The organism is Pedobacter frigoris, assembly GCF_005116445.1.
In the GTDB taxonomy this organism is placed as follows: Bacteria; Bacteroidota; Bacteroidia; order Sphingobacteriales; family Sphingobacteriaceae; genus Pedobacter; species Pedobacter frigoris.
On record NZ_SWBQ01000001.1, the window covers coordinates 1,066,298 to 1,086,613 of the forward strand.

General features: G+C 38.8%; 11 protein-coding genes. 7 read left to right on the forward strand and 4 right to left on the reverse strand.

Features of this window, described 5'->3' with window-relative positions; all coding sequences use genetic code 11:
- Positions 1–152 precede the first annotated feature (152 nt).
- The 5 genes from FA047_RS04720 to FA047_RS04740 all read left to right on the forward strand — a co-directional run bounded on the left by FA047_RS04720 (position 153) and on the right by FA047_RS04740 (position 16,108).
- Positions 153–4,142, forward strand: a complete 3,990-nt coding sequence (locus FA047_RS04720; protein ID WP_225872630.1) for a hybrid sensor histidine kinase/response regulator transcription factor — start codon at positions 153–155, stop codon at positions 4,140–4,142.
- A gap of 147 nt (positions 4,143–4,289) precedes the next feature.
- On the forward strand, positions 4,290–4,553 hold the full coding sequence (locus FA047_RS04725; protein WP_136834813.1) for a hypothetical protein: 264 nt from the start codon (positions 4,290–4,292) through the stop codon (positions 4,551–4,553).
- Between the two features lie 78 nt (positions 4,554–4,631).
- A complete protein-coding gene (locus tag FA047_RS04730) occupies positions 4,632–5,069 on the forward strand; it encodes a tail fiber domain-containing protein (protein WP_136834814.1) in 438 nt (145 codons plus the stop codon).
- Positions 5,070–5,253: 184 nt separating this feature from the next.
- A complete protein-coding gene (locus FA047_RS04735; protein WP_394347557.1) occupies positions 5,254–15,381 on the forward strand; it encodes an amino acid adenylation domain-containing protein in 10,128 nt (3,375 codons plus the stop codon).
- Positions 15,374–16,108, forward strand: a complete 735-nt coding sequence (locus tag FA047_RS04740) for a 4'-phosphopantetheinyl transferase family protein (RefSeq protein ID WP_136834816.1) — start codon at positions 15,374–15,376, stop codon at positions 16,106–16,108. The genes FA047_RS04735 and FA047_RS04740 overlap by 8 nt, the downstream gene beginning before the upstream one ends.
- Here FA047_RS04740 and FA047_RS04745 read toward each other — a convergent pair.
- The 4 genes from FA047_RS04745 to FA047_RS04760 all read right to left on the reverse strand — a co-directional run bounded on the left by FA047_RS04745 (position 16,095) and on the right by FA047_RS04760 (position 19,227).
- Entirely contained in the window at positions 16,095–17,435 is a 1,341-nt protein-coding gene (locus FA047_RS04745; protein ID WP_136834817.1) for an amidohydrolase, read from the reverse strand. The two genes, FA047_RS04740 and FA047_RS04745, sit on opposite strands and share 14 nt — an antisense overlap.
- A 76-nt stretch (positions 17,436–17,511) precedes the next feature.
- Entirely contained in the window at positions 17,512–18,354 is an 843-nt protein-coding gene (locus tag FA047_RS04750) for a helix-turn-helix domain-containing protein (protein ID WP_136834818.1), read from the reverse strand.
- Between the two features lie 9 nt (positions 18,355–18,363).
- The gene (locus FA047_RS04755; RefSeq protein WP_136834819.1) at positions 18,364–18,726 is read right to left on the reverse strand and encodes a DUF4180 domain-containing protein; all 363 of its coding nucleotides are present in this window, start codon (positions 18,724–18,726) and stop codon (positions 18,364–18,366) included.
- Positions 18,727–18,732: 6 nt separating this feature from the next.
- Complete coding sequence (locus FA047_RS04760) at positions 18,733–19,227, reverse strand: phosphoglycerate mutase family protein (RefSeq protein ID WP_136834820.1); 495 nt, start codon at positions 19,225–19,227, stop codon at positions 18,733–18,735.
- Positions 19,228–19,438: 211 nt separating this feature from the next.
- Here FA047_RS04760 and FA047_RS04765 point away from each other — a divergent pair, with 211 nt between their 5' ends.
- Together FA047_RS04765 and FA047_RS04770 are read left to right on the forward strand one after the other, a co-directional pair.
- Entirely contained in the window at positions 19,439–19,831 is a 393-nt protein-coding gene (locus FA047_RS04765; RefSeq protein ID WP_136834821.1) for a VOC family protein, read from the forward strand.
- A 70-nt stretch (positions 19,832–19,901) separates the two neighbouring features.
- Positions 19,902–20,264: a hypothetical protein gene (locus FA047_RS04770; RefSeq protein WP_136834822.1), complete on the forward strand. Its 363-nt coding sequence runs from the start codon at positions 19,902–19,904 to the stop codon at positions 20,262–20,264.
- The last annotated feature ends 52 nt before the right edge of the window (positions 20,265–20,316 follow it).

The following is a 20,316-nucleotide window of genomic DNA, read 5'->3' on the forward strand; positions in this document are numbered from 1 at the left end:
GGCGCAGTCTTAGGTGTTGCGACAATTAATATTCAAATAAAACGCTTTAGCTTCATTAATATGTCTCAATTTTTATGCATTTTGTCTCAAATTTCTGGCAGCAACATAATGCGTCCGCTACAATTGTATCATGTCTAACAACCAAATATAAATTGAAAAGGTTATTCTTAATTTTGCTTTTTCTGTGTAACTGCGCTAATTTACTGAAAGCACAGCCTTTTCATTTCCGACATTACCAGGTTGAACAGGGGCTGTCATACAACTCTGTATTTAGTATTTTGCAGGATTCCAAAGGATTTTTGTGGTTTGGCACTAAAGACGGACTCAATCGCTTCGATGGTTATAATTTTAAGGTATTCAGAAATGATCCCAAGGACCAGAAGAGTATAGGGAATAATGTAATTCGCTCCATTTGCGAAGATAAATCCGGTAGCTTATGGATTGGCACTTCTTTTGGATTATATCTTTATCAGAATACTACGGAGGTATTTAAGGGTATAGCATCGACGAGGAAATCAGCAGTATGGGATTTATTGGATGATAGGGAAGGCAGCATACTTTTTATTTCTAATTTTACCATTTATCGATACAATAAAGCCAGGAATGAGGTAGTACCGCTCAGTAATAACCAGAATTTTGAAGCATCGTCCATTTGCTTTACAGCTGACGGTACTTTATGGGCATCAACAAGGACGGGAGAGATTCAACGTTACAACAAAGCCAAAGATTACTTTGAAGGATTTGATTTGTATAACCATTCGTCTGAGGTCATTTCAAAATGGATAGATAAAATTTATCCGGCAGGGAATTCTATCTTAATAGGTACTTCACATCAGGGTGTTAAGCTGTTTGACATTAAATCATTATCATATAGAGATGTGCTGACTTTTAATCAGGATAAAACCAGCATTTATGCTAAGAATTTTCTTCATTACGAAGGAGATATCTATTGGATCGCAACCGAGTCCGGCGTATTTGTATACAATATCAGTACGGGCAAGTATGCTAATTTACGAAAAAACTTCAGTGATCCTTATGCCATTTCAGACAACGCAATCTATGCGCTGTCTAAAGATAAGGAGGGTGGCGTATGGGTGGGTACTTATTTTGGAGGCGTTAATTACTATCCTAAACCTTTTACTTCCTTTGATAAATTCTTCGCTCAGGGCAAAGGGAAAGAGAAGTCGCTCAGTGGGAATGCAGTTCGGGAAATTACTAAAGATAAGTTTGGCAATTTATGGATCGGGACTGAAGACGCCGGATTGAATAAATTAGCTGCAGGTCAAAATATACTTAGCGTTTTTAGTCCTGATGGTGCAAAAACCAATATATCACATACCAATATCCATGCGCTCATGGCAGTTGATGATGAACTATGGATTGGTACTTACGAGCAGGGGCTGGATGTGATGAATATCCGTACTGGTAAAGTTGTCCGCCATTACGAAAAGGGAGCTGGGTTGAATTCCCTTAATTCCAATTTCATTGAATGTATTTATCGTACTCGTGCAGGACAGATTTTGGTCGGTACTGCTTATGGATTATACCAATACAATACAGGTTCAAACGATTTTACCTTGATTAAAGATGTTCCGGATTATTTGTTCGTCATGAGCATCAATGAGGATAAAGACGGAAACATTTGGGTGGGACCCATCCGGGAAGGGCTCTATTTTTATAATCCAGTCACCAGGAAAAAGGGATTTTATAAATATCACCCTGAAAAGCTCAATAGTCTAAGTAATGATTTTGTGAATAATGTATTTATTGCAAAAGACAATACCATATGGGTTTCTACAGAAAACGGACTTAACAAACTGGATAAGGCAAAAGGTACGTTTACCAGGTATGGGACAGATGAGGGATTTCCAAGTAATGTCTTTTACAGGATAGAAGAAGACGAAGAGCGTAATTTATGGCTGAGTACTTCGAAGGGTTTGGTATGTTTTAATCCCATCACAGAAAAAATGCGTGTCTATACAAAGGCTAATGGCCTGTTGAACGATCAGTTTAATTACAATTCGTCCTTTAAAGATGATTCAGGAAAGATGTTCTTTGGAAGTGTAAATGGAATGATCGCTTTTAATCCATCTGGTTTTGTAAAAAACGCCATCGTTCCGGAGGTGCAGATTACAGGTTTCCAGGTGTTCAATGAAGAGTTGCGTATTGATGAAGGCAATTCGCCATTGAAAAGATCTATCACTTTTACCGACCAGATTAATCTCACCTATGACCAGTCTACTTTTAGTATTGATTTTGCGGCTCCAGTATATACAGACTATGAAACTGCTGAATATGCCTATAAACTCGAAGGAGTGGATAAGGATTATACCTATCTCAAAAAGAACAGAAAGGTATTCTATACCAAACTGTCTCCAGGTATTTATACCTTTTTGGTGAAGGCAACGAATAGTAGTGGCCAGTGGAATGAGACACCCAGAAAATTGACTATTCGTATTTCACCTCCATTTTGGTTGAGCATCTGGGCCTATATTTTTTATCTTGTACTGTGTTTATCTGTACTATATTTTACTGTTCGATATTTTAACAACAAGGTAAAGCTTCGTAACCAACGAAAATTGGAGGTGTTGAAAAATCAGAAAGAAAAGGAGCTTTATGAAGCTAAAATCGAGTTCTTTACACAGATTACGCATGAGATCAGGACCCCTTTGACTTTGATTAAGGGGCCAATAGAAACAGTAATAAATAAATTTAATCCAGGTACGGAGGTGTTAAATTACCTGCATACTATGGAAAAAAATGCGGACAGGTTACTTGATCTCACTAACCAGTTACTGGATTTCAGGAAAATTGAATCGAAGGAATATCAATTGCATTACATTAAATCGGACGTCTGTGCCTTGTTACATGCAAACTTTGTGAGATTTGAAGCTGCGACAGAAGGGAAGAAAATTAATTATGAAATCCAATTGCCGGAAAATCCGGTTTATGCTTCCTTAGATTCTGAGGCAGTTAATAAAATACTTAGTAACCTGCTCAGCAATGCAGTTAAGTACGCAAAAAGCACCATTAATGTAAAACTCGAAGTTTGTGCTGATCCTGATGAAACTTTGCAGATCATTTTTAGAAATGACGGTTACTTAATTCCTTATGGTATGAGGGAGCGGATTTTTGAATCTTTTGTAAGACTCGACGAAACTTCTTCTGAAGTTGGTACAGGTATAGGTCTTGCCCTTGCACGTTCTTTAGCAAAATTACATAGCGGAAAGCTTAGTGTTCATGATGAAGGGGGAATGAATGTTTTTGTTCTTAGTCTTCCAATACAACAGAAACAGGAAAGTCGCCCCTTTAAAGGCGTTGATGTCGGCAGCTCCTATGAACAAATTTCAGGAAAGACAAACTCTTTGGAGGAAAAACCATTGATCGTGCTGGTAGATGATAATTTAGATATTATTGATTATCTGTCCGGAGAACTTGGTAGTAATTACAACATTTTGAAAGCCGCAAATGGATTCGAAGCATTAGGTCTTATCAAGACTCATGCTGTACAACTCGTGGTTAGTGATGTCATGATGCCACTGATGGATGGTTTTGAGCTTTGTACTGCTATTAAAGCGGACATAGAGATCAGTCATATCCCTGTGATTTTGCTTACCGCAAAAACTACATCTCAGTCTAAAATAACCGGACTGGAGATTGGGGCAGATGCTTACATGGAAAAACCTTTTTCACCTAATCATCTCATGGCACAAATACAAAGCCTATTAAATAACAGGGCTAAACTAAGAGCATATTTTGCGAGTTCTCCTTTGATACACCTAAAGAGTATTGCCCATTCTAAACCGGATGAGATACTGCTGGATAAGCTGAATAGCTTTATTGTCAAAAATCTCTCCAATAGAGATCTGGATGTAGATCAGCTGGCAGACATCATGAACATGAGCAGAGCTACTTTCTATCGGAAAGTCAAATCTATATCTAACCTTTCACCTAATGAACTCATCAATATCACAAGATTGAAAAGGGCAGCGGAACTGCTGATCAAAACAGATCATAAGATTCAACAGGTTGCAGACATGACGGGTTTTAGTTCCCAGGCACAGTTTGGTAGGTCATTTACAAAGCAATTTGGAATTACACCGTCGGCCTATGTTCACGAAAAAAAGCAAACTTTTGAATAGAATCCAATTGACTTTTTTATGTAATTTATTCAATGAAACTTGTGTGTTTTGATTAGGTTTCTATATTTGCAATGTTGACACACCAATCACGATCAGGGACAAATGTTTAAAAAATTAACAGGTTTACTTATTCTAATATCATTTTTGATGATAAAGAGTGCCTCGTTTGTAATGTGTAATGATGAAGAGGTTTTGATCAGTTATCATTTGCAACAACCAGGTGAAGAATTCCCAGATGATTCAAAAGAAGACAAACAAGTGGAGTTTTCACTGGATGATGAAATAAGTCCTGGCTTTGAATGGATCGAACAGCTTCGGTCTTCCGAGAAACTGAATCATTTTAGTTTTCCAGAAACCGTTAAGGTACATTTGTCGCTCCCTAGTCCTCCTCCCAACATCCTGGTTGGTTAAATTAAAAAAGAATACTTATTTATTAACGAGATCCGGGCATTATCATGTCAGGGAAATTTTGAATCCAATTATAATTTTATGAGATATCCATTAATACTGAAGGGGTCTGCAATAGGCCTTTTATTTACTGCATTTACTTTATCCGCAAATGCACAAAAAATTGAAGAACAACAATTGAAGATTAAAATAGGTAAGATTGAAAACTCTACACAACACCTAAAGAACCTGGAACCGGTTACTTTTAAATATGATGTAGATAAATATAAATACCTTAAACTTCCGGTGGGAGAGCAGTATGGTTTTTTGGCCAGCAATGTAAGACCAGAATTTCCAGAAATGGTTTATGAAGCTTCTAAAGTGTACAACGAAGGAAAAAATGCCTCAAAGGTAGCCAGATACAGTGAAGTTAATACCGAAAGTATGATTCCTTTACTGGTTGCAGCTATCAAAGAACAACAGGCAGAAATTGAACTCTTGAAAAAAGAGTTAAATCTTTTGAAAGAGAAATCCAAATAGCAGTTTTTTTAGTTTAGTGTTTTTGAAAAAGGCCATCCTTGTGATGGCCTTTTATAACAACTTTGATGCATGAATTAAATTGGCGGAGTTATTGGTATATACTGATAGTCATTAACGCTATTAAGGAATAAAATTGAGCCACAACAAAGCATATCAAATTAACCCGGATGTAGTAATACATCAATTGTTCGAAGCACGAGTTTTGAATAATTCTCATCTCACCGCTGTTCAAATGGGAGATCAATATCTCAGCTATCAGCAGCTCAACGAAAGGGCTAATGCGCTTGCAGCAACCATTGGACATGCAGCCCCTAAATCTGAGATTATAGGTATAAGCACAACGCGTAGTATTGATACAATTGTCTGTCTTCTTGCTATATTAAAAGCAGGAAAGGCCTATTTACCTCTTGATCCTGCTATGCCTTATGCAAGGTTGAAAGACATCATTGAAGATGCAGGTTTGGATATTTGTGTTGCTCCGCTTTTAGATAAGAAAATTTTTGAAGATTTGATTAATAAGGTCATTGTGCCTAACGAAAATGTTTCTATAAGGGAGTCGGAAATTATTTCTGAGAAACAAAAGTTAGCCTATGTCATCTATACATCAGGGTCGACAGGAAAACCGAAAGGGGTCGGTATTGATCATCCTGCGGTGATCAATTTGATTCAGTGGCATGAGGAAATTTCTCCATATTTAGAGCAAGGTTTCCGCACTCTTCAATTTTCCCCATTGTCATTTGACGTATCGGTAATGGAAATATTTTGTACCATTTGCTCTGGTGGTACTTTAGTGCTTGTGGACGAAGAAACACGCCTTGATCCCCTAAAATTGTTGGATTATATTGAAAAATATGAGATCAACAGGCTCAGTCTACCATTTGTAGCTTTACAATACCTTACAGAAGTTGCAGATATTGAAAAGCGGCACCCTTCTTCTTTGCAGGAGGTGATTACTGCTGGTGAACAGCTTAAGATCAGCCCGCAGATTTCCCGGTTTTTTCAGGCCTTGCCTGGTTGCGTATTTTACAATATGTATGGGCCAACTGAAACTACTGTATTTGCGACAGCATTAAGACTAGAAGGTAAACCGGAAAGCTGGCCATTACTGCCCTCAATTGGGAAACCTGTGGCCAATTCATCAATATTTGTATTGGACGAAGAAATGAAACAAGTTCCTATTGGAAAGGAGGGAGAACTTTGTATCACCGGAATTAACGTAGCTAATGGTTATCTTAACAATTCTGAACTCACGGCTGAAAAATTTATTGATTGGATAGATGAGGATGGAAACATTGTGCATTTGTATAGGAGTGGTGATTTATGTCGAATACTTTCAGATAACAATATTGAATTTCTGGGACGCAAAGATACCCAGGTAAAAATTAGAGGTAACAGGGTAGAGCTGGGTGAAATAGAAGCACACTTAAATCAAATTGAAGGTATACAACAATGTGTTGTAGTTGCATCTGAGGATCCTCAGGGACAAAAACGCCTCATCGCTTATATGCAATCTTCGGGTATCAAAAAGGATTTTTCATTTTTAAGAATTAATCTGGGTGATCAGCTTCCTGATTATATGATCCCCGCTCTATTTATTTGGGTAGATAGTTTTGAAAAGACAAGCAGCGGTAAAATAGATCGCAAAGCACTGCCCTTGCCTGATCTGCAACGTCCGGAATTATCAATTCCTTATTCTGCACCAATTTCTGCGACAGAGATTCGGATAGCAGCATTGTGGGCTGAATTGCTTCAGCTTAACCGGATTGGAAGAAATGACAATTTTTTCGAAGTGGGAGGTAACTCTTTACTTGCAGTCAAGAGTGTTACTGAATTGAAAAAGAGGTATGAGGAAGTATTGCCCATCACAAAGCTATACCAATACCCAACAGTAAGCGGTATTGGTGACTATCTGGAAAACAAGGAGACAATTTCAAGATTCGTCCCACTTAAAATAGGTCGATCAGAAAAAAAGAAAGACGTTGCGGTGATTGGTATGTCACTACGTTTTCCTGGTGCCAATAGCATAGAGGAACTTTGGGAGATATTGGCCAAAGGAAAGGAAACGGTATCCTTTTTTACTGATGCTGAACTGGATGCAAGTATAGCCCAGGAACTGAAAGATGCAACTCACTACGTAAAAGCTAGAGGAGTAATTGAAAACGCAGGAGATTTTGATGCTAACTTCTTTGGAATTCCACCTAACGTAGCTGAACTGATGGATCCTCAGCAGCGCATATTCCTTGAGTTAGCTTGGGAAGCACTTGAAAACAGTGGTCACATTCCTGAAAAATATAGCGGAAAAATAGGTGTATTTGCTGGTAGTGGAAACAATACTTACTATACAAAAAATGTGCTTTCCAATCCTGAGCTCGTGAGTAATGTGGGTGATTTTCTGGTTTCTACTTTAAATGAAAAGGATTATATAGCCACGAGAGCGGCATACGAATTGAATTTGAATGGTCCGGCTGTGAGCGTGCATGCAGCATGTTCAACATCTTTACTGGCTATTGTACAAGCTGCAGAAAGTATACGCAACGGACAGTGTGACGTTGCTCTGGCTGGTGGATCATCAGTACATACTCCGGTCAATAGCGGACATTTATATCAACAGGGGACTATGTTGAGTGGTGACGGGCACTGCCGGTCATTTGACGCAAAGGCTGACGGAACAATATTTAGCGATGGAGCGGGTATAGTAGTGCTTAAAGGGCTTGAAGAAGCACAACGAGACGGTGATGTCATATATGCAGTGCTCAAAGGGGTGGGACTAAATAATGATGGCCATGCGAAAGCCAGCTTTACAGCGCCAAGTGCTTTAGGGCAAGCGGGAGCTATTGCTATGGCAATAAATGATGCAGGTATAGAACCTGGGTCTATCAGCTATGTAGAAGCTCACGGTACTGGTACTATTTTGGGAGATCCTATCGAAATTGAAGGATTGAAACTTGCTTTTGGTAAGCAGGAAAGCAAACAGTTTTGTGCCATTGGTTCTATAAAAAGCAATATGGGGCATCTGGTGGCAGCAGCGGGTGTAGCTGGATTTATCAAAACCGTACTTTCATTACATCATCAGCAATTGCCGGCTACATTATTTTATGACAAGCCAAATCCAAATATTGATTTTGAAAACAGTCCCTTCTTTGTAAATGACAAGTTAAAGCATTGGAATACCGAAAATAAGCGAATTGCCGGTGTGAGTTCTTTTGGTGTAGGCGGAACAAATGTACATGTGATCCTGGAAGAATATTTACCGGAGCCTAAGGAAACCTCATCTTCGCGTTCTCTGCAGCTGGTCTCCTGGTCGGCAAAAACACCTGCAAGTGCGGTACATTATGCAGAAAGAATTTTAGAGTATGTTCAAAAAAATCCCGACGTAGAATTGGCAGATATTGCCTGGAACCTGCATACCCGCCGAGCCGGCTTTAAAGAGAGAAATTTCATAGTAGCGGCCAATAGAGATGAACTCTTACAGCAATTGAGCGACTTTAGAAGAAATAGCGAGAGTTCGTTGTCTTTAAAAAATAAAGCAAATACTCTGGTGTTTATGTTTCCCGGACAAGGATCTCAATATGCAAACATGGGGCTTGAACTGTATCAAAATGAAAGGGTATTCTGTGAGGCAGTGGATGAATGCTTGTCTATACTCAATGGTCCTTCTTATGAGCAGTTAATAAGTGGGGATCCACGGTTTACACAATCTGCTATGTTTGTAACCTCGTATGCAGTCAGTAAACTATGGTTGAGCTGGGGGATAACGCCAACAATGTTTGTTGGACATAGTATAGGTGAATTTGTAGCTGCTCATTTTGCCGGGATATTTAGTCTGTCTGATGTATTAAGGCTGATTACAGAAAGGATTAAATTAGTTGGAGAATTACCTGGGGGAAGCATGCTTTCCGTAAGGATGGAAAGTGAACAGCTGAAAAAAATATTGCCGGAAAAATTATCGGTTGCTGTGATAAATACGGACAAGCTTTGTGTTGTGGCTGGCGAGACTACAGAGGTTGATAAATTCTCTGCTGTCCTCAAACAACACGGGGTACCTGCGATCGTATTGAATACAAGCCATGCCTTTCATTCAGAAATGATGGAGCCCATAGTGGCAAAATTTGAAGCAGTCTTAAGAACTGTTAAATTCAATAAACCATCTTTGCCTATAATATCTACGGTAACAGGTGATTATCTGACTGATGAAGAGGCAACGGATCCCCGATATTGGGCGCAGCACATCAGAAAAACAGTACGTTTTGATAGGGCAATCAATACACTCTCAGTAAAAGGAGATTGTCTGCTGCTTGAAGCGGGACCCGGCCACGCTCTTACAACATTTGCTAAGCAACAGACACAAGGTAAAAACCTAAGCGCAATCATCAGAGGAATAACACATTCAGTAGAACAGAATGAATACCGATCGTTCTTAAAGTCGGCCGGACAGCTTTGGCTTAATGGCGTAGACATAGATTGGACATCCTTCTACGAAACAGAGGGGAGAAGATTGAGGTTGCCATCTTATGCTTTTGACCATAAAAGATATTGGGTAAAACCAAATCAACAAATTATTATAAATACCCCCGACACAGTAACTGTATCGATACCTCAAAATGCAAAGATAGCGGGCGGCTTGCTGGAAAAACAACTGAAAGCGATTTTTGAAGATGCTTCAGGTATAGAAATGAAGGATGTAGCAGGTGATATCAGTTTTGCTGAACTTGGATTTGACTCTTTATTACTTACACAGATTGCGACCAACATTAACAAGATTTTTAAAGTTCATATCACCTTTAGAAGACTATTTGAAACCCTAAATTCTATAGACCGTCTATCTGCTTTTCTGAGTGAAAATTTTTCTCCTCAGTCTTTGTCGTCTGCTGTTACCGTAGAGCCGGTGTTGCCCGTACTCGATGAGGAAGAGATGAGTTTAGTTAATAAACCCTTCGGTGCTGCTGCTCGTATAGAAAAACAAAGTAAAGGATTGATTGACAGTCAACAGTCTTTTTTAAGTAAACTGATTATTGACTATAACAAAAGGACCTCGGGGAGTAAAAATAAAACACAGGAAAGTCGTTCTTACATGGCAGATCCGCGTGTTGTCAGTGGTTTCAGACCTATGACGAAAGAGCTGGTTTATCCTGTTATAGTAAAACACTCTAAAGGTAGCCGTCTCTGGGATGTGGATGGTAATGAATATATAGATGCGCTCAACGGGTTTGGTTCCAATATGTTCGGCTATCAGCCTGAGTTCATTAAAGATGCCCTTCATCAACAAATTGAAAGGGGTTATGAGATCGGTCCCCAGCATGAACTGGCCGGAGAAGTTGCTAAACTGTTGTGTGAATTTACTGGTTTTGACCGCGCAGGACTTTGTAATACTGGGTCTGAAGCTGTTTTGGGTGCTATGCGGATTGCGAGAAGCGTAACTGGTAAGCAGCTGATTGTTGCTTTCAGCGGCTCTTACCATGGAATCATTGATGAAGTGATTGTACGAGGCACAAAAAACTTAAAAAGTATTCCTGCGGCGTCCGGCATCTTACCCGGAGCAGTGCAGAATATGCTGATTCTTGATTACGGCACAGATGAATCTTTAAAGATCATCGGAGAAAGGGCACATGAAATAGCGGCGGTATTGGTGGAACCTGTTCAAAGTCGCCGGCCCGATTTCCAACCTGTTGAGTTTCTTAAGGAACTAAGAGTGATCACGGGCCGAAATCAGATAGCGCTTGTATTTGATGAAGTGATTACAGGATTTCGTATGCATCCGGGTGGGGCACAGGCCCTGTTTGGAATCAAGGCTGATCTTGCTACTTACGGTAAGGTAATTGGCGGAGGTTTGTCTATAGGGGTTATTGCGGGTATTAAAGCATACATGGACGCATTAGACGGAGGTTACTGGAAATACGGAGATGCTTCGATGCCAGAGGTAGGGGTTACTTATTTTGCAGGTACTTTCGTGAGGCATCCGCTGGCTTTGGCATCAGCAAAGGCTTCTTTGCTGCATATGAAGCAAGCAGGAAATACATTACAGGAGAATTTAACTAGAATTACACAGCAGTTTATTCTGGATATGGATGCTGTTTGCAAGAGAGAAAAACTGCCACTTACTGTGGTGGGTTTTGGATCTTTATGGAGACTCAGATTTACCGAAGATGTTCCGTATAGCGAATTGTTATTTACCCTGATGCGGTTGAAAGGGATTCATATATTGGATGGCTTCCCATGTTTTATGACTACAGCACATACTGATGCAGATATTTCCGCGATAGTAAAGGCTTTTGAAGAGAGCATTGAGGAAATGATCAAGGCTGGTTTTTTATATACTTCAGGTGATTCTAAAATTGTTGAAGCTACGAACAGGGAAGATATTTTGACTGTACCGGCAACTGAATCGCAACTTGAAATTTGGACTGCTTGTCTGATTGGCGGTTCGCAGGCCAGCTGTGCTTACAATGATTCGGCTTCAATCGAATTGAGCGGGGCATTTAATCAAGAAGCGATGCGAAAAGCATTACAGATAATTTCTGACAGACATGAATCTCTACGTGCTGTATTCAGCGCTGAGGGTCAGCAGATGATCGTCCGAAAAGAGTTGCCTGTAAATATAAGTGTCCATGATTTATCGGCAAAAAAGGAGAATCTAAAGGAAGAGTTTATTGCTAAGGACAATTATGAGTCTGCAACCATGGAACTCGACTTGGCGAATGGACCATTATTTAAAGCTACAATATTTAAGCTAAGTCATACCCGGTATATAGTGAAGTTGCTGCTCCATCATATCATTTGCGATGGCTGGTCTATTGGCATTCTGATGCAGGAAATTAGTAAGATTTATTCGTCGCTTGTTAAAAGAGAGCCATTACAGCTGCCTCCCGCACAACTTTTCAGTGAATATGCAGAGGAAGAGCATCGTAAACTTAATGTTGAAAATGAGAAATACTGGCTTGAGCAATTTGAAGGCGGTCATAATCCACTGGATATACCAACTGATAAGTCAAGACCAGTACAAAGGACATACAAAAGCAAGCGTGCAGATTTTGATCTGGATGCTGATTTGGTTAAAGAAATAAAACAGGTAGCACGTAAGGCAGGCAGCAGCTTTGTAACCACAATGCTTGGAGCATTTGAGCTATTTTTGCAACAATTAACAGGGCAGGAAGAAATCATAATTGGATTGCCGGTTGCCGGACAATCTGCAACAGGTAAATATGGTTTGGTAGGTCATTGCGTAAATCTTTTACCTTTAAGGAGCTTTCCGGATGTAAACAAATCTTTTTCAAGTTATCTGAAACAAAGGACTACGGAGATATTAGATGCATATGATCACCAGGGCTATACTTTTGGTACTTTACTTAAGAAATTAAACCTGCGGAGGGATCCTTCACGATTGGCTTTAATACCTGTAATCTTCAATATTGACATAGGTATGGACGAAGGTGTGGAATTTGAAGGCCTTACCCACAGATACATCAGCAATCCCCGTGAATATGAAACCTTCGAGATTTTTCTGAATATCACCAATAACGGTGATGCGCTGATATTGGAATGGTCATACAATACAGCGTTGTTTGATTCAGCCAGTATCGAAAAAATGATGCAGCGCTATGAATACCTTTTGCGTCAGCTTGTTATTGCACCAGATACCCCTATCAGAAATTCTTTTTCAAAAATTGATGATGAACAGATAGATCAGTTGAAAAAGTGGAACAATACTGCCTGTTTTTATCCGGAAGATCAATCGTTGCCTCAGCTCATTAGCGATGTGGTGGCCATGTATCCTGATCATAGTGCTTTGACATTTAAAGACGTATCATTTACTTATTCTGAACTTAATGCAAAAGCCAATCAGCTTGCCGCACTCTTGATAGAAAATGGACTGAAAAAGGGCGACAAAATTGCAGTTTCGCTCGACAGGTCTGCAGAATTGGTCGTTGGAATACTGGCCGCTATAAAGGCCGGTGGTGTATATGTACCTCTTGATCCTAAATTCCCCGCAAACCGAATCAATTATATGCTTGAAGACTCAGGTGCGGTATTTTTACTGACCAGCTCATCCGGTAAAATAGAAAATAAAGCGGGGATAAGGGAGATTGTATTGAATGAGACACTGCATAAACTCGATGGTTACCCTTCGACAAATCCTGAAGTAATTATAACGGGTACGGATTTATTATATGTTCTTTATACTTCAGGTTCTACCGGACAGCCAAAAGGAGTAATGGTTGCGCATCATAATATGGTTAATTTCCTGTATAGCATGAAAAAGCGACCGGGGCTTATGGCTGCTGACAAATTACTTGCTGTAACCACTATTAGTTTTGACATCGCGGGACTAGAACTCTTTTTGCCCTTGATTTCTGGTGCTGAAATTGTGCTGGCAGATGATGAATCCATAAAAGATGGACGTGCGTTACTAGATATCATAAAAAATGAGGCGATAACAGTAATGCAGGCTACACCATATACCTGGAGAATGCTACTCGAAGCCGGTTGGGGAGAGGAAAAAATAAAAGCCATATGTGGTGGTGAAGCTTTACCCTTAGATCTGGCAAAGAACATCTTAAAACGTGCATCATCTTTATGGAATGTTTACGGGCCTACTGAAACTACAGTATGGTCTACCGTAACAGAAGTTAAGGCTGAAGACAACTATGTTAGCATTGGTCGCCCAATTGATAATACCACTATCTATTTGCTCGACCAATTTGGAAATCCGGTGGCAACCGAGACGGCGGGTGAAATTTATGTAGGAGGGGCAGGAGTAACCAAAGGTTATCTAAATCAGGCAGCACTTACAGCCGACAAATTCATCGATGATCCATTCTCTGAAATAAAAGACGCTAAAATGTACCGTACCGGCGATTTGGCGAGACTTAATGAAGAAGGAGAACTGATCTATATTTCGAGGATCGACCAACAGGTTAAAATAAGGGGTTATAGAATAGAAACGGCAGAAATTGAGCATTTCCTATGCCAGGAAAAGGAAATAAAACAAGCTGTAGTAATGCCCCTTGCTGATCACAGGAACATCAACAGATTAATTGCTTTCGTGGTATTGAATTATGGGTTTGAAAGAGGTAACAATGAAGTTGCGAAAGACTGGAGAAATACATTAAAAACATCTCTTCCTGAATATATGGTCCCTGATGATTTTGTGATATTGACAGAAATGCCCTTGACTCCGAATGGTAAAATCGACAGGAAACAATTGAGTAATCAGGCTAATGTGATTCCGGAATCCAGGAATTATCAGCATATGGCGCCTCGTACTGATGTAGAACAAATGGTCGCAGAGATCTGGAAAAAAAGCCTGGGTATTGAAAATATCGGTATCCATGATAATTTCTTTGAATTGGGAGGCCATTCACTTATCGCTGTGGAGGTTATGTCGAAGATTGAAAAAGAGACAGGTAAGCGGTTGCCTTTAGCAGTACTTTTTGAAAATTCAACAGTAGAAAGGCTGGCGTTAATGCTAAATATGGATGGTAAGTCTATAACTTGGGATTCTCTGGTCCCAATAAAAACATCAGGTACTAAAATCCCTATCTATATTGTTCATGGTGCCGGACTAAATGTATTGCTGTTCAATACACTTGCTATGCATATGGATGAGGGCCAACCTGTTTATGGTTTGCAGGCAAAAGGATTAAATGGGGTAGACGAACCGTTGGAAAGGATAGAAGATATCGCTGCACATTATATCTCCGCCATACTAGCACAAAATCCCAACGGTCCGTATGCACTTGCAGGTTATTCATTTGGTGGAATAATTGCGTTTGAAATGGCAAAGCAGCTTGAAGCACAAAATAAAGAGGTAAGAATGCTGGCAATGTTTGATACTTACGCTTACAGGACCCCTCATTATGATCCGTTTATTACTAAATACATCAATAAAGGGTTATATTTTGGTAGAAAAATGTGGTATTCATTAACTTTTCAGGAAGGGATACAAAAAACGATTGCACATAGGAGCCAGGCTGTTAAACGTGCGCTAACAAGAGTTTACTGGAAACTCAAATATGGAAAGCAGCAGGTGCAGGAAGGTTTTTTCGGTTATGCCAATGAAATAGATGAAAAGAATGATATCGCTTCCAGGCTTTATCAAATTACACCTTACAATATTGCCATAGAAGTTTTCAGTGCGCAGGAACGGTCATTTTATGTAGATGACTTTGAATATATGGGCTGGAAACCATATGCATTGAAGGGTGTGAATATACATAAGGTGCCAGGCGAACACAACACAATTTTTAAAGCACCTAATGATAGAATATTTGCTGAAGTATTGCAGGAATGCTTAAATAAGATCAATAATGACTGAAATGTACACGCTTAAGAATTCATTTGCTGATCACATCATTTGGGACGGTCCGGTGTATGAGTTGGAGTCAAATCAAATACATGTTTTTGACATTAGGATAAGTATGTATTTACAACGGTTAGATGAATTTATTTCTTTATTAAGTCCGGATGAAATAGCCAGAGCAAATAGGTACTTTCAGCAAAAAGATCGTGAACGCTTTAGGATAAGCAGAGGCATGCAGCGGATTATTTTGGGTAAATATTTAAATCTACCTGCCTGTTCATTACAATTCAAATTAGACAATCATAAAAAGCCATTCTTATTGAACGATACATCTGAAATCTATTATAACCTTTCACACGCTGCAGATGTGATACTTTTGGTTATATCTACTGCACCAATAGGAGTTGATGTAGAATATATCAATCCTGATTTTCCTTATCAGGAGGTAATTAAAGATCATTTTACTCAGGAAGAGATAAGTCATATTAATGAGATGAATTCCTCTGAAAGGTTTTTTAAACTTTGGACAAGAAAAGAAGCATTTTTAAAAGCGACAGGTCAGGGGATTGGCGATGATTTGAAACTGTACCCAACCCTGGATGGCGAACATATACTTCAAAAGAACGTAGTAAGTAATAGTCAAAACTGGCAACAGCTAAGTTTTAAACTAGACGAAAATTACATAAGCAGCATAACTTCATGCGCAGGAAAAATTAGTTATTGTTTTTCTAAACCTGACTAAAAACACGTCTTCCATTATGATAAAGTGCTTTGATATCGGAGTTTCGTGCAACAGCTTCAGCTGAACAACTCGCATCTATTAAGTTAAAATTAGCCTGATCTCCGGCCTTCGGCCACTGTTGGTTGCCACCCTGATCTAAGGGCAAGATATCGTTTGTCGCGATGCGAAGACATCTGGACAGTTCTAGCTCAGATGAATAACCATAAAGCTGAGCCATTAGATTAGCCTTTTGTAGCATACTGCCCGTTCCAAATGGACTCCAATGATCTACAACGCTGTCCGTACCAGTCATTACTTTAATCCCATATTGATATAAAGTTGGAATAGGCATGATCAGGCGACCGAATGGAATTGTGGATATAATTCCAATTTTAGCTGCCGCCAGTTGCTCACAGGTATCTTTTAAGGTTTTTTCTGATAAGGATCCCAGAACAAAACAATGACTTAGAAAGGTTTTTCCTTTCAAAACAGGATTTTCATTGACCTTATTAATCAGGTATTGCACGGCTTTCAAACCGCTTTCTCCTGATTCGTGTAAGTGAATATCAATTCCACGATGGTAATCCAACGCCAGTTGCACTGTAAAATCCAGGGATTTCTCTACACTACCGTCAATTGAGTATGGATCCAGTCCGCCTATAAAGTTAATATCCATTTGAGCAGCTTCCTTCATGAGAGATTCCGATTTGGACTTAAAGAGTCCATGCTGCGGGAAAGCAACAAGCTCTGTTCCAAACCCATCTTTCTTACGTTCAATAGCTTTGTATAGGTTTTTTAACGAATTTAATTGTGAGGTCGGCTCTATATTAACATGGCTTCTCGCAAAATCAGATCCTTTTGATTGCAACAGTTCTATGATCCTTTCTGCGTGTTCAGTTGATTTTTTTAATAGCTCAGGTATGATTTTTTCTTCCAGTGCAATCATATCTTTTACCGATCGCTGACGTTTGGAATGCGCTTTCCAAGGCCCACCATAATAAGTTTTATCGAGGTGGATGTGCATATCCTTCATCGCCGGCAGCATTAAGTAACCTTTAGCGTCTATTGTTCCCGCAATATTGCCATTTGGTGCTATTTCTTTTATTTTTCCATTTTCTATTATGATTACATACAGTTCGGTTTTTGTACCTGTTACCTCAAAATCGTCTTTGGTAAAGCCGGTTTCCAGCCTTACATTTTTTAAAACCAACCGATCTGTTATTTTATAATCCGCTCCTGTTTCCATAGCAGATAACGTACCCGGTAACGTGGAAGATAATAACCCGTAGCCCATAACATTCATGGTTTGTTTAATAAATTTTTTACGTGTAAGGCCGTCTGTGTTCATATTGAAAATTGTATACCCAAAAGTAACGTCAAATGCTTATTCTTTTTTATAGAAAAAGCGCTAATACTTGTAATAATTATAACTTATCTCTGAATTCCTTTGGCGAAACCCCCATTTTTCTTTTGAAGAAATTAGAAAAATATGCCTGATCATTAAACCCCAGTTCATAAGCAATCTGTTTAATCGTCATTTCAGAAATATGCAGTAATCGTTTTATTTCCAGTATCTGTCGATTTTGTATGATCGTGTTGGCTGATAGACGTGCATATTTTTGACACAAGATGTTGAGATAGTTGGGAGTGATGTTCAATAAATCAGCATAAAAGGAAACAGATTTTTCTTGTTTGTAATATTCATCTATCAGGTTGATGTATCTGGCAACGATAGGATTGTTTTTTAAAGCACTTAAGTCTTTAAATGACTTTTCCATTTCCCGCTCGATAAACAAGGCGATCAGTTTACTTCTCAGCAAAACGATATCCCATTGCGGCTTTGCTTGCGTGGTCTCCTGCTCAAATTGTTTGAATTCATAATTCAGTTGCTCAAAAGATTCCGTGTTTAAAGTAATAACGGGATGCTTAAAATAAAGAATGGGTGAAAAGCTAAGGTGATTGCTGAATGTTTGAAACAACTTTTTACCGATCATCAGCTGATAGCCCTTTGTGTTTTCCTGCAACTCCCATTGATGTACTTGTCCGGGAAGTAAAATGTGTATTTGATGATCTGTAACAGGGTGATTAACGAAATCAATTGTATGTGTACCGCTACTATGTGCTACGAGGAAAAACAGGTAAAAATCATGACTGTGTGCTGTCTTAATTTTATTATTACCGTGGGTCACGTGATTTAACAAACAGATTTCGGCTGCTTCACTGGTATGAAAATTTTCCAGACCCAATATTGGAAATTCTTCGCTCATCGATCTTTTCTAAGTTTTCGACAATCTCTCTATAGCTGACGCTACAGAATCGAGAAAATTAACCTGTCTGCCTCTATTACTTTCATAGATGAAGTCTTTAATGCTATTTCCAGGATATTTACTGAATTCACCAATAATGAATAATTGCATTCTATAGTTAGATACCTTCTGAAGAATTTCTCCTGCAATTCCAGATTTTAAATTAAAGAAATCTGGAGTGATATTCTTTTCATGGATGATAATTTTATCGAAATCCTGATAATAAACATCTACAAGCAGTTGGAGGCCCTCTTCTGCATTTTTAACAATGACTTCAGCTGATACTACTTCTGCTATTTTAATATTGCCAATCTCGTGTGCCTTTATATCCATAATAGACTAAATTTTGCCATAAGTATTCGTTTTAAGTTCAGTCTTGTTGCCGTTTAAAGTCAAATGAAATATGTTGTTAAATTCATCATCTGTTATTTTTGCTTTTGGCCGCTGAATACCGAAGGCCTCTATGGTTTCCAAAACAGTGTTAGAATGACCGGCAATGATTATTTTTTTGCCCGAATAGTTTTTCCTGATGTCATCAACAAGGGTGGTGATGCTTTTGTAATCGGTTATACTGATCTTGTTTTTCTTTGCCAGAGGATCTAATGTTTGATGTGTTCTTTTATAAGGCGTGCTAAATGCAGCGTCAAATTTAAATTTAGCTAAAATAACAGCGAGATCTTCAGCTCGTTTTTTACCCTTGTCAGAAAGATCCGGATCATTGGGATTGTTCACACCTTTTTCTGCATGACGGACAATCCATATTTCAGTTTTCTGTGCCAGAGCGGTCTGAAAGATAGAAAATAGGAGCGATAAAAATAAGATGAATTTTTTCATAGCTTGCTTAGAATAAAGCTACTAAACAAATTGGTTAGGAAGGAAGTTAAAATTCTCATATATATCTATTCCATGATGCATTCATATCAATCAATGGTCATTTAAGCTAAAATATGCAAAATATTTTCAACTAGTTGATATCTTGAAGAATAGTTGGTATTAACAACTCAATTTAGTTAAATTCGGGTAACAAAACTTAAAATCTACAATTATGAATCAAAACATCGTCTGCTGGTTTGAAATCTATGTTAAGGACATGGAACGAGCAAAGAAATTTTACAATGCAGTATTAGGTACTAATTTTATAGATAGTCCTATGCCAGGCGAATCACCCGGAGGTATGAAAATGTCATTTTTCTCACCTACGGAAAATCAGGGCGTTTCGGGAGCTTTAATTGAAATGCCTGGCACCAAAGAAGGTGACGGACACTGTGTCAATACGATGGTGTATTTTCCATGCCAGGACTGTAGCGTAGAAGAAGCCCGTATTCAATCTGCGGGTGGAATGGTTAACCGGTCCAAGTTTTCTATCGGAGAATTTGGCTTTTGCGCTATTTGTGTGGATACTGAAGGAAACCCTTTTGGTTTGTTTTCGATGGAATAAGGCAGGATTAACACGTTATTAAGCTTATATTAGGTTTTTTAGGAATCCAAATCATCAATTTTTAAAAGTAATGAAGCGTATAGTTAATTATGCCTGTCTGCTCTTGGTCTTTGTTTTGACTTCTTTTTCCGGAAAAAAAGATAAAAAAATAAATATTGTTTTTATAGGTGACAGTATAACTGAGGGTGGTGCTTTGGCACATCCAGAAACAGGTCATGCGAGTAATTACCGGATCACTACACAAATGTATATGGATTCTGTAAAGTGGGCAGACGCAAGGGTTGGGAGAATTTTAACAGCATTAAAAGCAAGATCTACCTACGATAATGAAGACTGGTTAATTGTCGTATCAACAGATCATGGAGGCGATCTTGGACATGGAGGATCCAGTTATCCAGAGCGAAATGCCTTCATTATATTGAACAAAATTTAAATATTTTTTCCCTAAAGTTTAATTGTAGGATCGATGAGCATAAAAACCTGTT